21 protein-coding genes are annotated in these 19,223 nt (G+C 60.9%); 19 read left to right on the top strand and 2 right to left on the bottom strand.

The window, feature by feature from the left end:
- Window positions 1–879 carry a flagellar motor stator protein MotA gene (gene motA / locus GHK62_RS09565; protein WP_153438433.1) on the bottom strand — a complete coding sequence of 293 codons (879 nt, stop codon included), beginning with the start codon at window positions 877–879 and terminating at the stop codon, window positions 1–3.
- 183 nt (window positions 880–1,062) lie between these two features.
- Here motA and GHK62_RS09560 point away from each other — a divergent pair, with 183 nt between their 5' ends.
- From GHK62_RS09560 to fliP, 14 genes are all read left to right on the top strand, one after another.
- Window positions 1,063–1,842: a DUF1217 domain-containing protein gene (locus GHK62_RS09560; protein ID WP_184108431.1), complete on the top strand. Its 780-nt coding sequence runs from the start codon at window positions 1,063–1,065 to the stop codon at window positions 1,840–1,842.
- Window position 1,843: 1 nt separating this feature from the next.
- Window positions 1,844–2,566, top strand: coding sequence for a flagellar basal-body rod protein FlgF (flgF, locus tag GHK62_RS09555; RefSeq protein ID WP_184108432.1), 723 nt, complete (start codon window positions 1,844–1,846; stop codon window positions 2,564–2,566).
- A gap of 15 nt (window positions 2,567–2,581) precedes the next feature.
- Window positions 2,582–3,985, top strand: a complete 1,404-nt coding sequence (gene fliI / locus GHK62_RS09550; protein ID WP_153438897.1) for a flagellar protein export ATPase FliI — start codon at window positions 2,582–2,584, stop codon at window positions 3,983–3,985.
- On the top strand, window positions 3,982–4,539 hold the full coding sequence (locus GHK62_RS09545) for a flagellar protein (protein ID WP_184108450.1): 558 nt from the start codon (window positions 3,982–3,984) through the stop codon (window positions 4,537–4,539). The genes fliI and GHK62_RS09545 overlap by 4 nt, the downstream gene beginning before the upstream one ends.
- Before the next feature lie 222 nt (window positions 4,540–4,761).
- Complete coding sequence (flgB, locus tag GHK62_RS09540; RefSeq protein ID WP_136506090.1) at window positions 4,762–5,142, top strand: flagellar basal body rod protein FlgB; 381 nt, start codon at window positions 4,762–4,764, stop codon at window positions 5,140–5,142.
- A gap of 5 nt (window positions 5,143–5,147) precedes the next feature.
- Window positions 5,148–5,567 (top strand): flagellar basal body rod protein FlgC, encoded by a 420-nt coding sequence (flgC, locus tag GHK62_RS09535; protein ID WP_153438431.1) that lies wholly within the window; start codon window positions 5,148–5,150, stop codon window positions 5,565–5,567.
- Window positions 5,567–5,902 (top strand): flagellar hook-basal body complex protein FliE, encoded by a 336-nt coding sequence (gene fliE, locus GHK62_RS09530; RefSeq protein WP_153438429.1) that lies wholly within the window; start codon window positions 5,567–5,569, stop codon window positions 5,900–5,902. Before flgC ends, fliE begins: the two co-directional genes overlap by 1 nt.
- Window positions 5,903–5,913: 11 nt before the next feature.
- On the top strand, window positions 5,914–6,702 hold the full coding sequence (flgG, locus tag GHK62_RS09525) for a flagellar basal-body rod protein FlgG (RefSeq protein WP_136506087.1): 789 nt from the start codon (window positions 5,914–5,916) through the stop codon (window positions 6,700–6,702).
- Between the two features lie 18 nt (window positions 6,703–6,720).
- Window positions 6,721–7,227, top strand: a complete 507-nt coding sequence (gene flgA, locus GHK62_RS09520; protein ID WP_153438427.1) for a flagellar basal body P-ring formation chaperone FlgA — start codon at window positions 6,721–6,723, stop codon at window positions 7,225–7,227.
- Window positions 7,224–8,339, top strand: a complete 1,116-nt coding sequence (locus GHK62_RS09515; RefSeq protein WP_153438425.1) for a flagellar basal body P-ring protein FlgI — start codon at window positions 7,224–7,226, stop codon at window positions 8,337–8,339. Before flgA ends, GHK62_RS09515 begins: the two co-directional genes overlap by 4 nt.
- On the top strand, window positions 8,336–8,875 hold the full coding sequence (locus GHK62_RS09510) for a MotE family protein (protein ID WP_153438424.1): 540 nt from the start codon (window positions 8,336–8,338) through the stop codon (window positions 8,873–8,875). Before GHK62_RS09515 ends, GHK62_RS09510 begins: the two co-directional genes overlap by 4 nt.
- Entirely contained in the window at window positions 8,872–9,582 is a 711-nt protein-coding gene (flgH, locus tag GHK62_RS09505; RefSeq protein ID WP_153438422.1) for a flagellar basal body L-ring protein FlgH, read from the top strand. The genes GHK62_RS09510 and flgH overlap by 4 nt, the downstream gene beginning before the upstream one ends.
- 90 nt (window positions 9,583–9,672) lie before the next feature.
- Window positions 9,673–10,164 (top strand): flagellar basal body-associated FliL family protein, encoded by a 492-nt coding sequence (locus tag GHK62_RS09500; protein ID WP_153438420.1) that lies wholly within the window; start codon window positions 9,673–9,675, stop codon window positions 10,162–10,164.
- A 48-nt stretch (window positions 10,165–10,212) separates the two neighbouring features.
- Window positions 10,213–10,950 (top strand): flagellar type III secretion system pore protein FliP, encoded by a 738-nt coding sequence (fliP, locus tag GHK62_RS09495; protein ID WP_153438418.1) that lies wholly within the window; start codon window positions 10,213–10,215, stop codon window positions 10,948–10,950.
- Window positions 10,951–11,113: 163 nt separating this feature from the next.
- Here fliP and GHK62_RS09490 read toward each other — a convergent pair whose 3' ends face one another.
- Window positions 11,114–13,024 (bottom strand): O-linked N-acetylglucosamine transferase, SPINDLY family protein, encoded by a 1,911-nt coding sequence (locus tag GHK62_RS09490; RefSeq protein WP_234886834.1) that lies wholly within the window; start codon window positions 13,022–13,024, stop codon window positions 11,114–11,116.
- Between the two features lie 404 nt (window positions 13,025–13,428).
- On the opposite strand from GHK62_RS09490, the gene GHK62_RS09485 reads away from it, so the two are divergent.
- The 5 genes from GHK62_RS09485 (at window position 13,429) to GHK62_RS09465 (ending at window position 19,219) form a co-directional block, all read left to right on the top strand.
- Entirely contained in the window at window positions 13,429–14,373 is a 945-nt protein-coding gene (locus tag GHK62_RS09485) for a flagellin N-terminal helical domain-containing protein (protein WP_153438414.1), read from the top strand.
- 281 nt (window positions 14,374–14,654) lie between these two features.
- The gene (locus tag GHK62_RS09480) at window positions 14,655–15,599 is read left to right on the top strand and encodes a flagellin N-terminal helical domain-containing protein (RefSeq protein WP_153438412.1); all 945 of its coding nucleotides are present in this window, start codon (window positions 14,655–14,657) and stop codon (window positions 15,597–15,599) included.
- A 357-nt stretch (window positions 15,600–15,956) separates the two neighbouring features.
- Window positions 15,957–16,928, top strand: coding sequence for a flagellin N-terminal helical domain-containing protein (locus GHK62_RS09475; protein ID WP_153438411.1), 972 nt, complete (start codon window positions 15,957–15,959; stop codon window positions 16,926–16,928).
- A 432-nt stretch (window positions 16,929–17,360) separates the two neighbouring features.
- Entirely contained in the window at window positions 17,361–18,014 is a 654-nt protein-coding gene (locus GHK62_RS09470) for a hypothetical protein (protein WP_153438410.1), read from the top strand.
- On the top strand, window positions 18,011–19,219 hold the full coding sequence (locus tag GHK62_RS09465) for a MotB family protein (RefSeq protein WP_153438408.1): 1,209 nt from the start codon (window positions 18,011–18,013) through the stop codon (window positions 19,217–19,219). Before GHK62_RS09470 ends, GHK62_RS09465 begins: the two co-directional genes overlap by 4 nt.
- The last annotated feature ends 4 nt before the right edge of the window (window positions 19,220–19,223 follow it).

The raw sequence follows: 19,223 nt of genomic DNA, 5'->3' as shown, positions 1-19,223 counted from the left end.
TTATGCCGCCTTGCTTTCGCTGCCGCCGCCCGGGTTCATCATCTCCTGCTCGACGGCGTCGATGGACGGCCGCTCATAGGCGGAGATCGTCTTGCGGCCATATTCGAGCGCGACCTGCGGAACCGAGCCGTTCATGTAGGCAAGCAGCGTCTGCTTGACGATGACGTAGAGGCGGTTCTGCTTCTCGCGCACGGCCTTGATGTTGGCGACGAGCGGGCCGACGACCGAATAGGAGAGGAAGACGCCAAGCAGCGTTCCGACGAGTGCGGCGGCAATCTTGGCCCCAAGCACTTCCGGGGCCTCGTTGATGGCACCCATCGCCTTTATGACGCCGAGAACCGCTGCGACGATACCGATCGCCGGCAGCGCATCGCCCATGATCGTCAGCGAGTGATAACATTTCATCTTGTCATGGGTGATTGTCTGGATTTCCTCGTCCATCAGCGCCTCAATCTCATGTGAGCGGGCGTTGCCGATGATGATCAGCCGCACATAGTCGCAGATGAAGGCGGTCAGTTCCTTGTTCTGCAGGACGGTGGGCGCTGACTGGAAGATCGAGGATTCTTCCGGGTTGTCGATGTGGCTCTCGATCTCGTTGCGGGATTTGGTCCTGAGATCGCGCATCAGGCTGTAGAGGACGCCGAGCGTATCAAGGTAGTGGCGCTCTTTCGGCACCTTATGCCTGAAGGCTTCGCCGAGCGCCTTGCCGGTGTCCTTCACGACCTTCATCGAGTTGGCCATGATGAAGCCGCCGATGCCTGCACCGCCGATGATCATCAACTCGAAAGGCTGGTTCAGCACCTCCAGGTGGCCACCCATCGCGAGATATCCGCCGAGGATACAGCCGAAGGTCACAAGAAGCCCGATGATGATGTTCATTGTCGATACCTGTCGCGATCGTGATTTTCCGTTGATGGAATAGGATTTCATCCTTGCGTGAGGCTGTTCCTAAGACCTTCTTGAAGCCGCGCCCGGAACAGGTTCGCGCAAGCCAGTCAGGTCAGGATTTGCTAGGTCGGGCCACATTGCGCCCGGCTTTATTCCGGACAGGGCGAAGCGATCGTGACCACGACCTATACGAGCTACAAGCTGATCACCGCCGATCTGACGAAGTCGCTGGAGCGCGTTTCCGAACAGCCGGACGTCGCGCGCGAGACGGAATACTACTTGTCGAAGATCGGCAGCATCAAAACCATCGACGATTTCTTCGCCGACAGCCGGCTCTACAACTACGCGATGAAGGCGCACGGCCTCGAAGATATGGCCTATGCGAAGGCCTTCATGCGCAAGGTGCTTTCCGGGGGCATCGACAGCGACGACGCCTTCGCCAACAAGCTGACGGACGGTCGTTACAAGGCGCTGGTCGAATCGCTCAATTTCGCCCGCAACGGCGAGGCGGCGACCTCATTCGACCGCGCGCAAAAAGGTGTTGCCGACAAATATGCGCGCCAGACGCTGGAACAGAATGCCGGCGAGGAAAATGCCGGCGTGCGGCTGGCGCTCTATTTCTCGCGCATGGCGCCGACGATCACCAGCGGCTACGCCATCATCGCCGACGAGGCGCTGGCACAGGTCGTGCGGACTGCTCTGCAACTGCCGGAGGAGTTCGCGGCGACCGACGTCGACCGCCAGGCCGAGGCCTATGAGGCGGCGATCGACCTCAAGGACTTCCAGGATCCCGAGAAGCTGGCGGCGTTTCTCGATCGCTTTACCGCCCTTTGGGAAGTCAACAACTCCACGGACAGCTACGATCCGCTTGCGGTTTTCGGTTCATCGAGCGGCTACGGCATCTCCTCCGATCTGCTCCTGTCCATTAACAGCCTGAAACTCGGGGGACGCTGAGGTGCAGACCGGTCTCTATGTGGCGATCTCATCGCAGATGGCGCTCGAAAAGCGCCTGAACACAATCGCCGACAACATCGCAAACTCCGGCACCGTCGGCTTCCGCGGCGCTGAAGTGAAGTTCAACCAGATGCTCGGCGACACCAAGCCGACCAAGGTCTCCTACGTGTCGGAAGGTGAGGAGTACCTCAACACCAATACCGGGTCGCTCGCACGCACCGGCGCCTCGCTCGATTTTGCGATCAAGGGCGACGCCTGGTTTTCGATCGACACGCCCGGCGGGCCGGCTTTGACCCGCGACGGCCGGTTCACGCTGACGGAAGCCGGTGAGCTCGTCACCATCAAGGGCTATCCGGTGCTCGATGCCGGCGGGGCGCCGATCCAGCTGAATGGCGGAGCAGGCGAAATCACCGTCGGAGCCGATGGCGCCATCCACGAGAACGGCAATCAGGTCGCTCTGCTCGGCCTCTTTGAGGCGGACTTCAGCAACGGCTTCATGCGATACGACAACAGCGCCGTCATGCCGGCCATCCAGCCGGAGCCGGTCGTCGACCGTTTCGATGTCGGCGTCATGCAGGGATTCCTCGAGGAGTCGAACGTCAACGCCATTCAGGAAATGTCGCAGCTCATCATGGTCACCCGTGCCTTCGACAACATCACGGCCCTGATGCGCGACAGCGAGGGATCGCTGGAAGAAGCGATCAAGACGCTGGGCGGCAGCTGATAAATGACGGAAACCATGAAACGCGAAGGTCCCGAGACCCTTGCCGCATCGACATCGCTGGCGGCGCTTGCCGGGCTGGTCGAGCGCTATTCGAAGCCGGAGTTTTCGATCGCGCCGGGTGGGCACGTGCAGACGATCGCGCCGGGGCATTACACCGTTAGCGGTCTTTCGCGCCACGTTCGGCTCGGCGATTTCGTCGCGCACAAAAGCGCGACGGGCACCCATCTCGGCGAGGTCGTCCGTGTCGAGCCGGGGCAGGTCGTCGTCTGCCCGATCGAACCCGGCGATCCGATCGGCACTCACGATACGGTCATTCGCAAGGGTGCTTTCCGGATTGCTCCGACGGACGATTGGTGCGGACGCACGATCAACGCGCTGGCAGAGCCGATCGATGGCCTCGGGCCGCTGCTACAGGGCGACGTTCGCCGCTCGATCTCCAACACCGCGCCGCCCTCCATGGCGCGCAAGCGCGTCGAGCATGGCTTCAGAACGGGTGTGCGTGCCATCGACATTTTCTCGCCGCTTTGCCTCGGGCAGCGCCTTGGCATCTTTGCCGGCTCCGGTGTCGGCAAGTCGACGCTGCTTTCGATGCTGGCGCGTGCGGATGCCTTCGACAAGGTGGTGATAGCGCTGGTCGGCGAACGCGGCCGCGAAGTCCGTGAATTCATCGAGGACACGCTCGGCGACAATCTCTCCAAATCGGTCGCCGTCGTCGCTACCAGCGACGAAAGCCCGATGCTGCGGAAGATGGCACCGCTGACGGCCGTCACGATTGCCGAGCACTACCGCGACAAGGGCGACAACGTGCTCCTCATCGTCGATAGCGTGACGCGCTTCGCCCATGCGATCCGCGAGGTGGCGACGGCGGCGGGTGAGCCTCCGATCGCGCGCGGTTATCCGGCTTCCGTCTTCACCGAACTACCCCGCCTGCTCGAGCGCGCCGGCCCCGGCGTCGAGGGGACCGGGACGATCACCGCGATCATCTCAATCCTGGTGGATGGCGACAACCACAACGATCCGGTCGCCGACTCGACGCGCGGCATTCTGGACGGGCATATCGTGCTGGAGCGCAGCCTGGCGGAGGAGGGACGCTACCCGCCGATCAATCCGCTCGCCTCGATCTCGCGCCTGGCGCGGAAGGCGTGGACTCCGGATCAGGAGAAGCTGGTGGCGCGTCTCAAGGCACTGATTCATCGCTTTGAGGAAACGCGCGACCTTCGCCTGATCGGTGGTTACCGGCCGGGCGGCGATGCAGATCTCGACATGGCGATCAAGCAGGTGCCGATCATCTATGACGTACTCAAGCAGACGCCCGGCGAGCGAGCCGCGTTCGACGCCTTCACCGATCTCGCCAACGCGCTGAAGGCGGCCGCGATGGGAAATCAGCCGGGTGCAGCCGGCATGCGACCGAGGGGATAGGGGTGACCGACTACGACGCAGACGAGATCGTCAAGCAGCGCCGCCGCGAGGCAAAGATGCCGCTGATCGACAAGTTCCTGGCTGCCATCGGACTGACGATGGCGGCGTTTGCGACCTTCTTTCCCTGGTATGCCTTCGTCCATCAGGGTGAATTCTCGATGCCGCGGCTGTGGCAGGGATCGGCGCGCGACATGCCGGGGCGCCCCGGCCGCGATGTGCTGTCCGTTTCGCCCCAGGCGATGAAGGATATGGATAGCGACACGGCGGCCGCCGTGGATCGTCTGACGACGGCGACCGTGCCCGGGCTTGGTGATGCGCCGGGTCGCGGGCAGGCGGAAACAGAAGCTGGGATGGATCAGCCGTTCCCGGGGCAGTCGGGCTTCAGGCTGAGGCATGTCATCAATGGCCGCGCCCTGATCGAGGACGCAAGCGGCATGTATATCGTTCGCGTAGGGTCGATCCTGCCTGACAACAGCCGTCTTGCGACGTTTCAGGAGCGCGATGGCCGCTGGGTGATGATCACATCCAAGGGCGAGATCTACGAAGAGCAGTAGACCGGCGATCAAACGCAGGCGGCCGCGAATGACAAGGCGCCTCCCTTTAGCCGTCGTTAGCTCCGTTTCCCATTCGTGCATGAAAATGCGGCGCTGTCGCATGTTTCCTGGAATTGCAGCCGCTGTAGAGCTGGATCGCGGTGCAGCCAGAAATCCGCGATCCCGACAAGTCCCACGCAAGATTACCTGCCTAGGTTCGTCATCATCAGGCAGGAGCTTTTGATGGAACCGATTCAGCTTTTCGAACTTGCGTCGCGCCAGGCCCAATGGCTGACGGTTCGTCAGAACGTCGTGGCGGGGAACATCGCCAACGCCAATACGCCGCACTACCGGGCGAAAGACGTCGAGCCCTTTGAAAGCGTGCTGCAGAACACCGGCATCCAGATGGCGGCGACGCATCGCGCGCACTTCACCGAAAGCCCGGATGCCGCCCAGGTCACCGAAGTCAGCATGATCGACGACGTGCAGGTACAGCAGTCCGGCAACACGGTCGCGATCGAACAGGAAATGATGAAGACCGGTGAGATCAAGCGCGACTACGAGCTCAATGCCGGGCTCGTCAAAGCCTTTCACCGGATGATGCTCATGACGGTACGGAAATAAGAATCATGGATCCTTTGACTTCGGCCCTCAAGGTTTCGGCCTCCGGCCTGCAGGCGGAATCTACCCGTCTGCGCATCGTTTCAGAAAACATCGCCAATGCCCGCTCGACGGGCGATACGCCCGGTGCCGAGCCGTATCGCCGCAAGACCATCAGCTTCGCGGCGGAGGTCGACCGGGCGAGCGGCGCATCTCTCGTCGAGATCCAGCGTCTTGGCACGGACGACTCGAATTTCAACATCGAGTTCGATCCCGGCAATCCGGCAGCCGACGAAAAGGGCATGGTCAAGATGCCGAACGTCAACGTCCTGATCGAAATGGCCGACATGCGCGAGGCCAACCGCGCCTATGAGGCCAACCTGCAGACCATCAAGCAGTCTCGCGATCTCATTTCCCAGACAATCGACCTGTTGAGGGCTTCGCAATAATGATCGATGCAATCCAGTCCGTCGGCGCTTTTTCGGCCATGAAGGAGACGGAAGGCACGAGCCTGACCGCCTCCAGCTCGCTCATTGCGCCGAGCGCCGGCGCTTCCGTTCCGCAGTCGCAGAGCTTTGCCGAAGTCCTCGGCAACATGACGACCGACGCCATCCGTTCGATGAAGTCCGCCGAAGGGGCATCGCTCCAGGCTGTCCGCGGCGAAGCCAATACCCGTGAAGTCATCGACGCGGTGATGAATGCGGAACAGTCGCTGCAGACCGCACTCGCCATTCGCGACAAGGTGGTGAGCGCCTATCTCGAAATCGCGCGCATGCAGATCTGAAGGAACGAGACATGAAGGCCCTTTCCATCGCCGCCACGGGCATGAACGCCCAGCAGCTCAACCTGGAAGTCATCGCGAACAACATCGCGAACATCAATACGACCGGCTACAAGCGGGCGCGCGCCGAGTTTTCCGACCTGCTCTATCAGACCGAGCGCGCCCAGGGCGTGCCCAACCGCGCCAACCAGGCGATCGTCCCGGAAGGCGCGATCATCGGTCTCGGCGTCCAGACCTCGGCGGTGCGCAACCTTCATATCCAGGGCAGCCTCGTCAACACCGGCAACGACTACGACCTGGCGCTCGTCGGCCGCGGCTGGTTCCAGATCGAAACGCCGGACGGAGAGACGGCCTATACCCGTTCAGGCGCCTTCAACACCAATGCCACCGGCCAGCTCGTCACCATTGACGGCTACGCCGTCGTTCCCGGCATCACGGTGCCGCAGGATGCGAGCGAAATCACCTTCACTTCTTCCGGACAGGTGCTGGTCCGCATCGGCAACAACACGGAATTGCAGGAAATCGGCCAGCTGACGATCGCGAACTTCGTCAACGAGGCCGGCCTTGAGCCGCAGGGTGAGAACCTCTTCAAGCAAACGCCGGCTTCCGGCGAGCCGATCATCGGCACGCCGGCCGATCCCGGCTTCGCCCAGATCAAGCAGAACTATCTCGAGGCCTCGAACGTCGATCCGGTCAAGGAAATCACCGACCTGATCTCGGCCCAGCGCGCCTATGAGATGAATTCCAAGATCATTCAGGCCGCTGACGAGATGGCGGCGACGGTCAGCAAGAACCTCAGGTAACGTGAAACAGGGGCAAACATGATGTTTCGCCGATCCGCCGCAAACAAATCGACAAACGGTTCCCCGCTTCGGGTACGAACCGTGGCCTTCGCCGCGGCTGTCGCGGCCCTTCTGTCGCCGGCTACTGTTTTCGCGGAACGGCCGACCGCTGTCATCCCCAAGCAGACCATCTATCCCGGCGAGACTCTCGACGAGAGCCTTGTCGAGGTGGTCGACGTGACCAATCCCAATCTCGCGGACGGCTATGTCCGTTCCATCGAGGAGATTGAGGGCAAGGTCACGAAACGGACCCTCCTTCCCGGACGGGTGATCCTCGCCTCGGCATTGCGCGAGCAATATGCCGTCGAGCGCGGTTCGACGGTTCGGCTCGTCTTCAACGATGGCGGCCTGACGATCACGGCGGCCGGCTCGCCGTTGCAGGACGCCGCAGTTGGCGAACTGATCCGCGCACGCAACATCGATACCGGCGTCATCATTTCCGGCACGGTCATGGCTGACGGCACGATCCATGTGGTGGCGAAATGAAGCGGCATGTCTGTAAGTGGTTCCTGACACTCATCGCGGCCTTCGCCGCGACACTGACGCTTGCCCATGGCGCCTCCCGCATCAAGGACGTGGCCTCGCTGCAGGCAGGGCGAGACAACCAGCTTATCGGCTATGGTCTCGTCGTCGGCCTGCAGGGAACCGGCGACAGCCTGCGCTCTTCGCCCTTCACTGACCAGTCGATCCGCGCCATGCTGCAGAACCTCGGGATCTCGACCCAGGGCGGCGAGTCGCGCACGCGCAACGTCGCGGCGGTGCTGGTCACGGCAACACTGCCGCCCTTCGCAAGCCCGGGCAGCCGCGTCGACGTGACGGTCGGCTCTCTCGGCGATGCGACGTCGCTGCGCGGCGGTACGCTGGTCATGACCTCGCTCTCCGGCGCCGATGGGCAGATTTACGCGGTGGCGCAAGGCTCGGTCGTCGTGACCGGCTTCAGCGCGCAAGGCGATGCCGCCACCCTCAATCAGGGCGTGACTACGGCCGGGCGCGTGCCGAACGGTGCCATCATCGAGCGGGAACTGCCGGCGCGGTTCAAGGACGGCGTCAATCTGGTGCTGCAACTGCGCAACCCGGATTTTTCGACGGCTGTCGGCATGGCCGCGGCAATCAACAAATATGCCGCCGCGCAGTTTGGCGGCCGCATCGCCGAAGCCAAGGATTCGCAGTCGGTGCTGGTCGAAAAGCCCAAGATGGCCGATCTCGCACGCCTGATGGCCGATGTTGAAAACCTGGTGATCGAAACCGATGTGCCGGCGCGCGTCGTCATCAATGAAAGAACCGGCACGATCGTCATTGGCCAGGACGTGCGCGTCGCCGAGGTCGCGGTCAGTTACGGCACGCTCACCGTACAGGTGACCGAGGCGCCGACCGTCGTGCAGCCGGCGCCGTTCTCGCGCGGCGAGACGGCGCTCGAACCGAACACCATTATCGAGGCACAATCGGATGGCGGAACGGTCGCGATCCTGAATGGCTCGAGTCTCCGCTCGCTCGTCGCCGGTCTCAACAATATCGGCGTCAAGCCGGATGGCATCATCGCCATCCTGCAAAGCATCAAAACGGCGGGAGCCCTTCAGGCGGAGCTTGTTCTGCAATGACCGGACATTTGGACGAACTTCTCGGAAATTCGCTGCGCATGCTGGTGATCTCGGCCGCCGGCGCCTTGATGCTGGCGCTGCCGGGGGCCTTTGCGCAGGACGTAACGGCGCCACCGGCGGAAAGCGGCAGTGCCAACGAGATCCAGCAGTTTTGCACGAACATCGCCGATGCCGCGCGTGACCAGCGCTATCTCCTGCAACGCAAGGAACTGGAAAATCTTCAGGCCAACGTCGACGAGCGCATCGCGACGCTCGAGAAGCGGCGCGCCGAATACGAGGACTGGCTGAAACGCCGCAACGATTTCCTCAAACAGGCGGAACTCGGGCTCGTCGATATCTACAAGACGATGAAACCCGATGCGGCCGCCGGTAAGCTCGAGATGGTGCGCCCGGAGATCGCCGCGGCCATCGTCATGAAGCTGCCGCCGCGTCAGTCGTCGCTGATCCTCAGCGAGATGAGCGACGACAAGGCAGCGGTGCTGACCAACATCATTTCGAGCGCGAGCGATCCCAACACCTCCAAGGAGCCATCATGAGAAAGCATTTTACGGCCGTCCTGGCCGCGGGCCTCCTTGCGGGATGTCAGAACCAGGCTCTGCGGGAGATCGGCCAGGCCCCGTCAATGAGCCCGATCGGCAGTGGCCTGCAATATACGCAGGCGCCGCAGCTCGCCGCATATCCAAAGCAGCCGCACCAGATCACGAACGGGTATTCGCTCTGGAACGATCAGCAGGCCGCTCTCTTCAAGGATGCGCGCGCGATCAATGTCGGCGACATCCTGACGGTCGATATCAGGATCGACGACAAGGCGTCCTTCGACAACAAGACGGATCGCAGCCGCAAGAATTCAAGCGGCTTCAACATCGGGGCCAGCGGGGCATCGCAGACCAGCGATTTCGATTGGTCGGGTGATCTCAAATACGGCTCCAACACCAAGACCGAGGGCGATGGCAAGACAGAGCGGTCCGAAAAGCTGCGCTTGCTTGTCGCCGCCGTCGTGACCGGAGTGCTCGAGAACGGCAACCTGTTGATCAGCGGTTCGCAGGAAGTTCGGGTCAACCATGAACTGCGCATCCTCAATGTCGCAGGCATCGTCCGGCCGAGGGATGTCGACGCCGACAACATCATCTCCTACGACCGTATCGCCGAGGCCCGCATCTCCTACGGCGGCCGTGGCCGCCTGACCGAAGTGCAGCAGCCGCCTTGGGGCCAGCAAGTCGTAGACCTGCTCTCGCCGATCTGATCGGGGGCGGATTGCAAATCGAAGTGCCACGGCGTCGCCTGTCTCCCCGACAAGGCGCCGCGCCGTGGCCAACCGGCACGGATTGGCACCATGGAAGAAATCGATAGCGCGCAGTCCTCCAAATCCAAGGTGATGACGATTGCCGCCCTGGCCGTGGTGACCGTCGTCGCCGGCGGCGGCGGATGGCTCGTCGGTCAGTTGTTGGCGCCGCCTCCACCAGCGGAGAAGACCGAGGCCGTTGCCGAAGTCGCGCCGAACGCCACCGGTACCGAAGGTGTTCCCAAGATCGCCACCGAGGCCAATGGTGTCGTGCAGCTGGAGCCGATCACGACCAACCTCGCTTATCCCGCCGAAAACTGGGTCCGCCTGGAAGTCGCGCTGCAGTTCAATGGCATCCCGGACGTTGCCTTGGCCGAGCAGATACACCAGGACATTGCAGCCTATCTCAAGACCGTGTCCCTGCAGCAAATTCAAGGGCCGCGAGGCTTTCAATATCTCCGGGATGACATTCAGGAGCGGGTTGACCTGCGCTCCGACGGACGCGTAACGAATGTGATGTTCCGAACCTTCGTCATCCAATGATTCGGCAGGGTCGGGACTAGGAATTCATCCATTCTGTCAGGCCCCTCAATGCTCCGGATTGCTGCCTTCATAATCGCCATGCTGGCGATGTCGGGAATTGCCGGGGCGCAGAGTTTTCCCGCCGACATTCTGAACACGCCGGTCGACGGTTCCGTTGCATCGTGGATCATCCGCACCTTCGGTCTCATCACCGTTCTATCGGTGGCACCGGGCATTCTGATTATGGTGACGAGCTTCCCGCGCTTCGTCATCGCCTTCGCGATCCTGCGGTCGGGCATGGGACTAGCAACCACGCCGTCCAACATGATCATGGTGTCGCTTGCCCTGTTCATGACCTTCTATGTGATGGCGCCGACCTTCGATCGCGCCTGGCGCGAGGGGATAGATCCGCTCCTCAAGAATGAAATCTCGGAAACCGAGGCCATGCCGCGCGTAGCAGAGCCATTCCGCGAGTTCATGCTTGCCAATACGCGCGACAAGGATCTGCAACTCTTCATCGATATCGCCAAGGAAAAGGGCCAGACCGTCGTGGTCGAAGACAAGGTCGATCTCAGGGCCGTGGTGCCGGCCTTCATGATCTCGGAGATCCGCCGCGGCTTCGAAATCGGCTTCCTGATCATGCTACCGTTCCTGGTGATCGACCTAATAGTCGCGACCATCACCATGGCGATGGGCATGATGATGCTGCCGCCGACGGCTATCTCGCTGCCGTTCAAGATCCTCTTCTTCGTGCTGATCGACGGCTGGAACCTGCTGGTCGGCAGCCTGGTGCGGTCGTTCACCTGATCTGCAGTCGGGCAGCCTTTCGACAATCCAGCAATCCAAAACTGTCGCCGCGGCATCCTGGCGGACACTGTGAGTTCTGCGAAAATGCGGCCTGATCGAAGCCAAACAGCAAGGAGGCAGTGGATCCACTGCCTCTTTCAACCTTTTCTGTGATGCGGGCGATCTATCGCTCGAAGGAACCCTCGCGCGGCGGAAGTGCGGGAACATCGATGTGATCCGGTGGCAGCTTCTGCTTGGCGCGATCCACCATCATCTCATAGCCGCGCTCCAGGTGTCGGCAGAAGCGCTCCGCGTCGAACAGCGGCATGCGGAAGCGGTTCTCCTCGAGCGTCTTCCTGTATTCGGCGATTTTCTCGCGGTTCTCATAGAGTGCGACCGCTTCGGCGACATAGGCTTCGGCGCCGGCGGTCACGAGTTCTGGAAGCCCGATCGCGTTGAGCAGGCTTTCGCTTACGCGCGAGGCGAAGTTGGTACCCTTGAAGGTCAGCACCGGCAAGCCTGCCCAGAGCTGTTCCGACGTGGTCGTGTGGCCGTTATAAGGATAGGTGTCGAGGCCGAGATCGGCCGCGGGCAGACGGTTGATATGCTGTGTATAGGCCGTCTTGCTGCACAGGATGATGCGTTTCGAAGCGATACCGCCGCTCTGGAACTTGCGCAGAATGTTGGCCTGCGCGTCCCTCTTGCACATGAGCCACAAAACGCTGTCCGGTGTTCGGCGAAGGATTTCGATCCAGAGATTGATCGTCTGCAGAGAGATCTTTCTGCTGGCGTTAAACGACGCAAAGACGAACGCGTCGTCCGGAAGGCCGAGGTCCTTTCGCGCAATGCCGTACGCGCGTGGGCGGTGATAGGGATCGTTCGGCTGATAGGTTTCCGGCAGTCGGCAGAACTTTTCGTAGTAATGATCCTGGCTTCCCTCAGGCAGCACATACGGGTCACCGATAACATAGTCGACATCGATGTTTGTCGCGGTTCCGGGAAAGCCGAGCCAGGAAACCTGAACCGGTGCAGCCTGATGGTTAAGGATCTTCAGCCGGTTGTCGAGCGTATGGCCCTTGAGGTCGACCAGGATATCGATGCCTTCTGAACGGATGACAGCCGCCGCCTCCTCATCGGACATATCGTTGATGCGGACAATTCGTCCCCAGTTGCCGCGGTTGCCGCGATCGCGGGCCAGGTTGCTCTCCTTCGTATGGCAAAAGAGCGTGACCTCGAATCTTTCCGGATCGTGTAGTTCCAATACTGCCTGAAGCAACTTCATCGTTGCATGCTGATCCCAGAAGTCCGCCGAAAGATATCCGATGCGGATCTTCTTCGCCCATTGATGCGGCATGTTGCGTCGCGCCTCGGTAATTGCGGAAGCAAAAGGTTGGCTCCTTGCGCCGGCCCATCGGTTAAGCTTTTCATCGCCGCACCACGTAACGTGATAGTAAGGGGACTCGGCAGCTAGGATCTGGTATTTCCCCGCATCCAGGGCTTTCTGGACGTCCGGATAGTACTTCTCGATCTCTACGTAGTCGTTAGCCTCGCGGGCGAAGACGAGATAGGCCGCCCGCAACACCGTGCTCTTCGGATTTTTCCGGAAGAGATTGACGACTGCATCGCGATCCTGCGCATCGTCGATATCGGCCGTCAGAAGCTTGAAGGCGAGAGACTGGTGCTGGATATTTGCGCTGGTGGAAAGCGGCGCCTTGAACAGGCCGAGAATTTCCTTCTGGTCCCGCTTCAAGAAGATGGATGCGATGATGAATGCGATGTCCGGGTCGGTCTTCGCCTTTTCGAGAAGGGGAAGACCGATGCTGAGCGCCTCGTCCTCGTTGCCGCACGCAAAGTGCAGCTTCATCGCTTCGGTCAAATAATGTTCCGAACGCGAACCCTTCTCCTCTCCGGCCAATTGATAGGCGCGCGCCGCATCGGTCTTGAAGCCAAGTTTCAAGAGGACCTTCGCCAGGAGGACGAATGTCTTGGCCTCCCGGCTGATGTTCATCAGGTGGTTAAGCTGGTTGAGCGCCTCGGTGTACTGGCCTTTCTGATATTGCCGGGAGGCGGTCGTGAAGAGGGCATGCGCGTTCAAGTGCGGCTCCGTCGCATAGGGCGGACAGCGGTCGGCGTCCTGCCGCTCCAGTCCTGATTCGATCGACATGTTTCAGGGGACATTGTCGCTGCCGGACCTTGCCTCAGGCGTGACTCCAAGATTGTTGGCTTACACCTGTCAAGGAGATGTGCTGCGACGAAAAAACTACATGAGGTCAGTCATTTAATTGTGCGTTAAGCATGATTCGAGCCATCCGGAACAGGCACCCGCATTTAATGAATTTGCAAGCATTGGTCTCGATATTCGTCTCCACATGACGGGTTTGGTTTCTTCCAAAGGATGTTTGTTGGAACCGAGAGGCATGAAGCCGGTCCGTCATCACCGGTAGTGTACGCAGTCCGGTATGTCCCCCAACCGTATTCAGTAAAAAAGGGACAACTCACATGACCAGCATCATGACGAACTCTTCGGCAATGGCCGCAATTGCGACCCTGCGCTCGATCAATTCCTCGATGGAAACGACCCAGGACCGCATTTCCTCCGGCTATCGCGTTGGTTCGGCCTCTGACAACGCCGCCTATTGGTCGATCGCGACCACGATGCGTTCGGACAACAAGGCGCTTTCGACCGTTCAGGACGCACTCGGCCTCGGCGCCGCCAAGACGGACGTTGCCTACACCGCGATGAAGTCCTCGATCGACGTCGTCGACGAAATCAAGGCAAAGCTCGTTGCTGCCTCTGAGCCGGGCGTCGACAAGGGCAAGATCCAGAAGGAAATCAAGGAACTGCAGAACCAGCTCGTCAGCATCGCGAAGTCCGCTTCGTTCTCGGGCGAAAACTGGGTCTACAACGACAACAACAATGCTGCCGGCACCAAGTCGATCGTCGGTTCGTTCAACCGCGACGCTAGCGGCAATGTCAGCCTGACCACGCTGCAGTTCGATACGACCAAGAGCTCGCTCATCGAAGTCGACTCGGCCGGTGCCTACGTCACCAATGGTTCGGGCCTGCTTTCGAGTGACCTCGAATACACCGACACGGATGGCACGACGACGGTCACCTTGAGCTACAACCTGCTCGAGATGGACATCAGCAGCATGACCACTGGTGACCTGGCCGAGGCCATCTCCGGTGTCGATGCCGCCCTGCAGACGATGACCGATGCAGCCTCCGATCTCGGTGCGCTCAATAGCCGCGTCGACATGCAGAAGGACTTCGTGGCCGATCTGATGGACTCGATCGAGAAGGGTGTCGGCAAGCTCGTCGATGCCGACATGAACGAGGAATCGACACGCCTCAAGGCCCTGCAGACGCAGCAGCAGCTCGGCATCCAGTCGCTGTCGATCGCCAACAGCAACTCGCAGAACATCCTGTCGCTGTTCCGCTAAGCAATGGGCGGGTGATTACCCGTACCTGACTTCAGCAAATCGAGGCCGCGTTTCGCAAGAACGCGGCCTTCTGCCTTTCTGGTCGATGGCTTCTCAAAAATCTGACGGAATCGGGAATTCGCTTCAGCCTTCGTTAACTATGTTGGTGTTTGCTGTGGCCATCGAGACGGCGGGTTAACCAACAAGATTAACGCGTTAGCAGGCATGAAGCTGACCGCCGTTTCCCGGTAATCCCGGAATGTCCCTTTTTCTTTCAACTGTCACCAAGGGGCACTCAGCCAATGACAAGCATCATGACGAACACCGCCGCAATGACGGCGCTCGCAACCCTGCGCTCGATCAATTCCTCGATGGAAACGACTCAGGACCGGGTCTCCTCCGGCTACCGCGTCGGTGCCGCGCAGGACAACGCCGCTTACTGGTCGATCGCGACCACGATGCGTTCGGACAACAAGGCGCTTTCGACCGTTCAGGATGCCCTCGGCCTCGGCGCCGCCAAGACCGACGTCGCCTACACCGCGATGGAATCCTCGATCGACGTCGTCGACGAAATCAAGGCGAAGCTCGTTGCTGCCTCTGAGCCGGGCGTCGACAAGGGCAAGATCCAGAAGGAAATCACCGAGCTTCAGAACCAGCTGATCAGCATCGCGAAGTCCGCTTCGTTCTCCGGCGAAAACTGGGTCTACAACGACCCGAACAATGCCGCCGGCACCAAGTCGATCGTCGGCTCGTTCAACCGCGATGCCAATGGCAATGTCAGCCTGACCACGCTGCAGTTCGACACGACCAAGAGCTCGCTCATCGAAGTCGATGCGTCTGGCGATTATGTCACCAACGGCTCTGGCCTGCTCTCGAGCGACCTCGAATACACCGACACGGACGGCACGACGACGGTCACCTTGAGCTACAACCTGCTCGAGATGGACATCACCAGCATGACTGTTGGCGATCTGGCGGAAGCCATCTCCGGCGTCGACGCAGCGCTGCTGACCATGACCGATGCCGCTTCGGACCTCGGCGCACTCAACAGCCGCGTCACCATGCAGAACGACTTCGTTGCCGATCTGATGGACTCGATCGAGAAGGGTGTCGGGCGCCTGGTCGATGCCGACATGAACGAGGAATCGACGCGCCTCAAGGCCCTGCAGACGCAACAGCAGCTCGGCATCCAGTCGCTCTCGATCGCCAACACCAACTCGCAGAACATCCTGTCGCTGTTCCGTTAATCGGAGCCGATTACAGCTTAATCGCACAAGAAAGCCGCGCTGCTCGACGAGCAGCGCGGCTTTCCGCTTTCTTGCCTGTCCAGCAGCAATACAAAGGGTTGCAGTGTCCCTGCCGCGTCCGTTAAGACGCGCGGCGCTGTATTTAGGTATTCCTCAATCTTTGTTTATTTTCGTTTATTTTTATTACTGCCTCGTAAAGCCCGTTAACTATTTGTTAACCATCAAATCGTTACATCTTCGTTAAGAGCGAGGGGCCGTCTCTCAGGGCAAATTAGAGGCGGTTCGCATGACGCTGGTCCCATCGCTGCCGGTGCACTCCGGAATGTTCTTGAAAAAATCATTCAGGGCAAACGATCTATGACCAGCATCATGACCAATGCCGCCGCGATGGCGGCGCTCCAGACATTGCGCTCGATCAACAGCAACATGGCCGAGGTGCAGAACCGGATTTCGTCCGGCTACCGCGTCCAGACCGCCGGCGACAACGCGGCCTACTGGTCGATCGCAACGACCATGCGGTCCGACAACGCGGCGCTTTCCACCGTCCAGGACGCACTTGGCCTTGGCGCCGCCAAGGTCGATACGGCCTATGCCGCGATGGAGACGTCGATCGACGTGATCAGCGAGATCAAGGCGAAGCTCGTTGCCGCGCGCGAGCCGGGCGTCGACAAGCTGAAAATTGACAAGGAAATCACCGAGCTCAAGAATCAGCTGCTTTCCGCAGCGCAGTCCGCGTCTTTCTCCGGCGAGAACTGGCTTTACAATTCCAACACCGCGGCGGTCGGGACCAAGTCGATCGTCGCGTCCTTCAACCGCAGCGGTAACGGCAATGTTTCCGTGACGACGCTCGACTTCGACACGGCTCAGTCGATGCTGATCGATTCGGCCGATGCCACGCGTGGGCTGCTGACCAACAGCTATGACGCTGATCAGTTGCAGGCGACGCCATCGGGCACGGCGCGCCTGTTTCACCTCATCGTCGCGCCCCCGGCCACGCCTGTCGCCGGCAGCACCGAGATCAAGCTCACCGCTGCGACGACGAGCGCGCAGCTGGACGACATGATCCGCGTTGTCGACAAAATGTTGAGCAAGCTCACCGATTCCGCCTCAACGCTCGGAGCGATCACCACCCGCATCGACATGCAGGAAAGCTTTGTCGCGAACCTGATGGACGTGATCGACAAAGGCGTCGGACGTCTCGTCGATGCGGACATGAACGAGGAATCGACGCGGCTCAAGGCTCTGCAGACGCAGCAGCAACTCGGCATCCAGGCCCTTTCGATCGCCAACACCAACTCCGAGAACATCCTGCGCCTCTTCCAGCAGTGAGCGCTGGTATGCCTCGCGCGACGGCGCAGCTGCCGTCGCTTTCCGTCCGCTTGCGCGAAAGCAAGCGGCGTCGCCTTCCGCCGTGCCGCCGGTCATCGGCATCGGGCGGAGACAGTTGGACCGCGCTGCTTGCCCTGGCGCGGTCCAACCATTTTCGCGCAAGTTTGACCGAATAGCCTCCCATCGCAGTCTTTTCGGACTGTCGGCCAAAATGAGTTTTGCGCCGCCGCTTGCATCGGTCTTGCCAGCTCCGCTTTCGCAAGGAGCCGTTGCACATCGAGAATGTTGGGTCCTGTCGCTGTCTCGGGCGGGGGGACCCGAGGGAGACATTGAAAACGTGTCAGGCTCTTTGGATTTCCGGGCCGTGAGGCCGCGTGCGAGGGACGGGCGGATCATGCCGACGTCCGCCGCGCGACCATCGGAGGCGTGCCGATGAGCGCCCAGCTTTCCCGGTACCTCAAGGATTTCAGCGCACCGAAGATCGAGTTGTCGAGGATGCCGCCGAAATATTTCCCGGATATCGACGCCGACTTTCCAGGCGCGGATCGTCCTAGTGCGAGGCCAGCCATGCCGGAGATCGACATCGATGCCGAGCGGCGCGATGCCTTCGCCCAAGGTCGGGCCGAAGCCAGCGCCGAACTTGTCTTCGAGCATGAAAGAGAGATCGCCGAACTTAAGGCGCGTCACGTCGAGGAAATGGAAGCGTTGGCGCAGCGCCTCGAAGAGGAAGTTGCGGGCAGGCTGGCAAGCAAGGTCGCGGAAATGACCGAGCGATTGGCCCTTGGCCTTGGTGACCAGACGGCGCGCGTACTTGCGCCCGTCATGGAAGAGGCGCTGCTGAAGCGCGCCATCGAAGATCTGGCGCGGATGGTCAGACAGGGACTTGGCGCCGGCGAGGGATGCGCGATCACGGTCAAGGGGCCGCTCACTCTTTTCGAGGCGCTGAAGCGGCATATGCCGGATGACACGATGCTTTTCCGTCATATCGAAACCAACGACATGGATCTCGCGGTCGAAATGGGTGATGCCGTACTGGTGACCAGAATGGCCGCCTGGTCCGATACCGTCCGGAAAGTTCTGGCATGAGTGACGAAAGCCATCATAACGGCAAGAACGAAATCATCATAGTCAAGCGTCCCGCGGACGGCCATGGCGATCATCATGGCGGCTCGTGGAAGATTGCCTATGCCGACTTCATGACGGCGATGATGGCCTTCTTTCTGGTGATGTGGCTGATCAACGCCGCGAACGAAGAGACGAAGGCTGCCATCGCATCCTATTTCAATCCGGTGCAACTCACCGATCAGAAGCCCTCGGAGAAGGGGCTCAAGGATCCCGCCAAGGACGCCCAGGGCGAGCAGACGCAGCAGCGGTCGAAGACCGACGGCGAGCAAGCGAAAACCGGCGGTACCGCCAAAAAAGGCGATCAGCTGACCGCGACCTCCGGCGAGGAAACGAAGTATTCCGACGCCGATTTCTTCGAGAATCCCTATTCGGTCCTTTCGGAGATCGCCAAGGAAGTCGGCCAGCAGGCCAATATCAGTGTCAAGGGCGATGGTGGCGCCGCGCGGTCAGGTCCGGCGACGGGTGCCGAGGGCGGCGAGGCCTACCGCGATCCCTTCGATCCGGACTTCTGGACCAAGCAGGTCGAGATCAAGGACGCCGGCAATACCGCGGTAGACGACGTGGCGGCCGCGACTAACCCTGCGCAGCAGGGAGCGGCCGAACAAAAGCCGGCCGCCAACGGCACGCTGCCGGCCAAGGCCGAAGGCCAAGCGGCGGCGAGCGTGGACGCGTCCAAGACGGAGGCCGCCGCAAAAGATCAGCAGAAAGAGGCAGACGCGCTCAAAGCCGAAATCCAGAAGGAACTCGGCGGAAATGCCGGGCGCCTCATCGAGGGGCTGATGGTAACCCCAGCCGAGGGCGGCCTTCTGGTGACCATCAGCGAGCAGACGGATGCGCCGATGTTCGCGGTCGGCTCCGCCGTGCCGCAGAAGGAACTCGTGCTCGCCATGGCAAAAATCGGCCGGCTGCTTGCAGCGCGCAAGGGTGCCGTCGCTATCCGCGGCCACACGGACGGACGGCCGTTCAAGGACGGAACCTATGACAACTGGCGCCTCTCGGCGGCGCGCGCGCAGAGCGCCTACTACATGCTCGTCCGCGGCGGCCTGACGGAGGACCGTGTCAGCCAGATCAGTGGCTTCGCGGATCGCCGCCTCCAGGTTCCGAGCGATCCCTACGCGCCCGGCAACCGGCGCATCGAAATCCTGTTGCAGTCGGGACAGGGTTGATCGG

It is taken from the genome of Sinorhizobium terangae, assembly GCF_009601505.1.
Lineage (GTDB): Bacteria > Pseudomonadota > Alphaproteobacteria > Rhizobiales > Rhizobiaceae > Sinorhizobium > Sinorhizobium terangae.
This window is presented reverse-complemented; position numbering and strand designations above follow the sequence as displayed.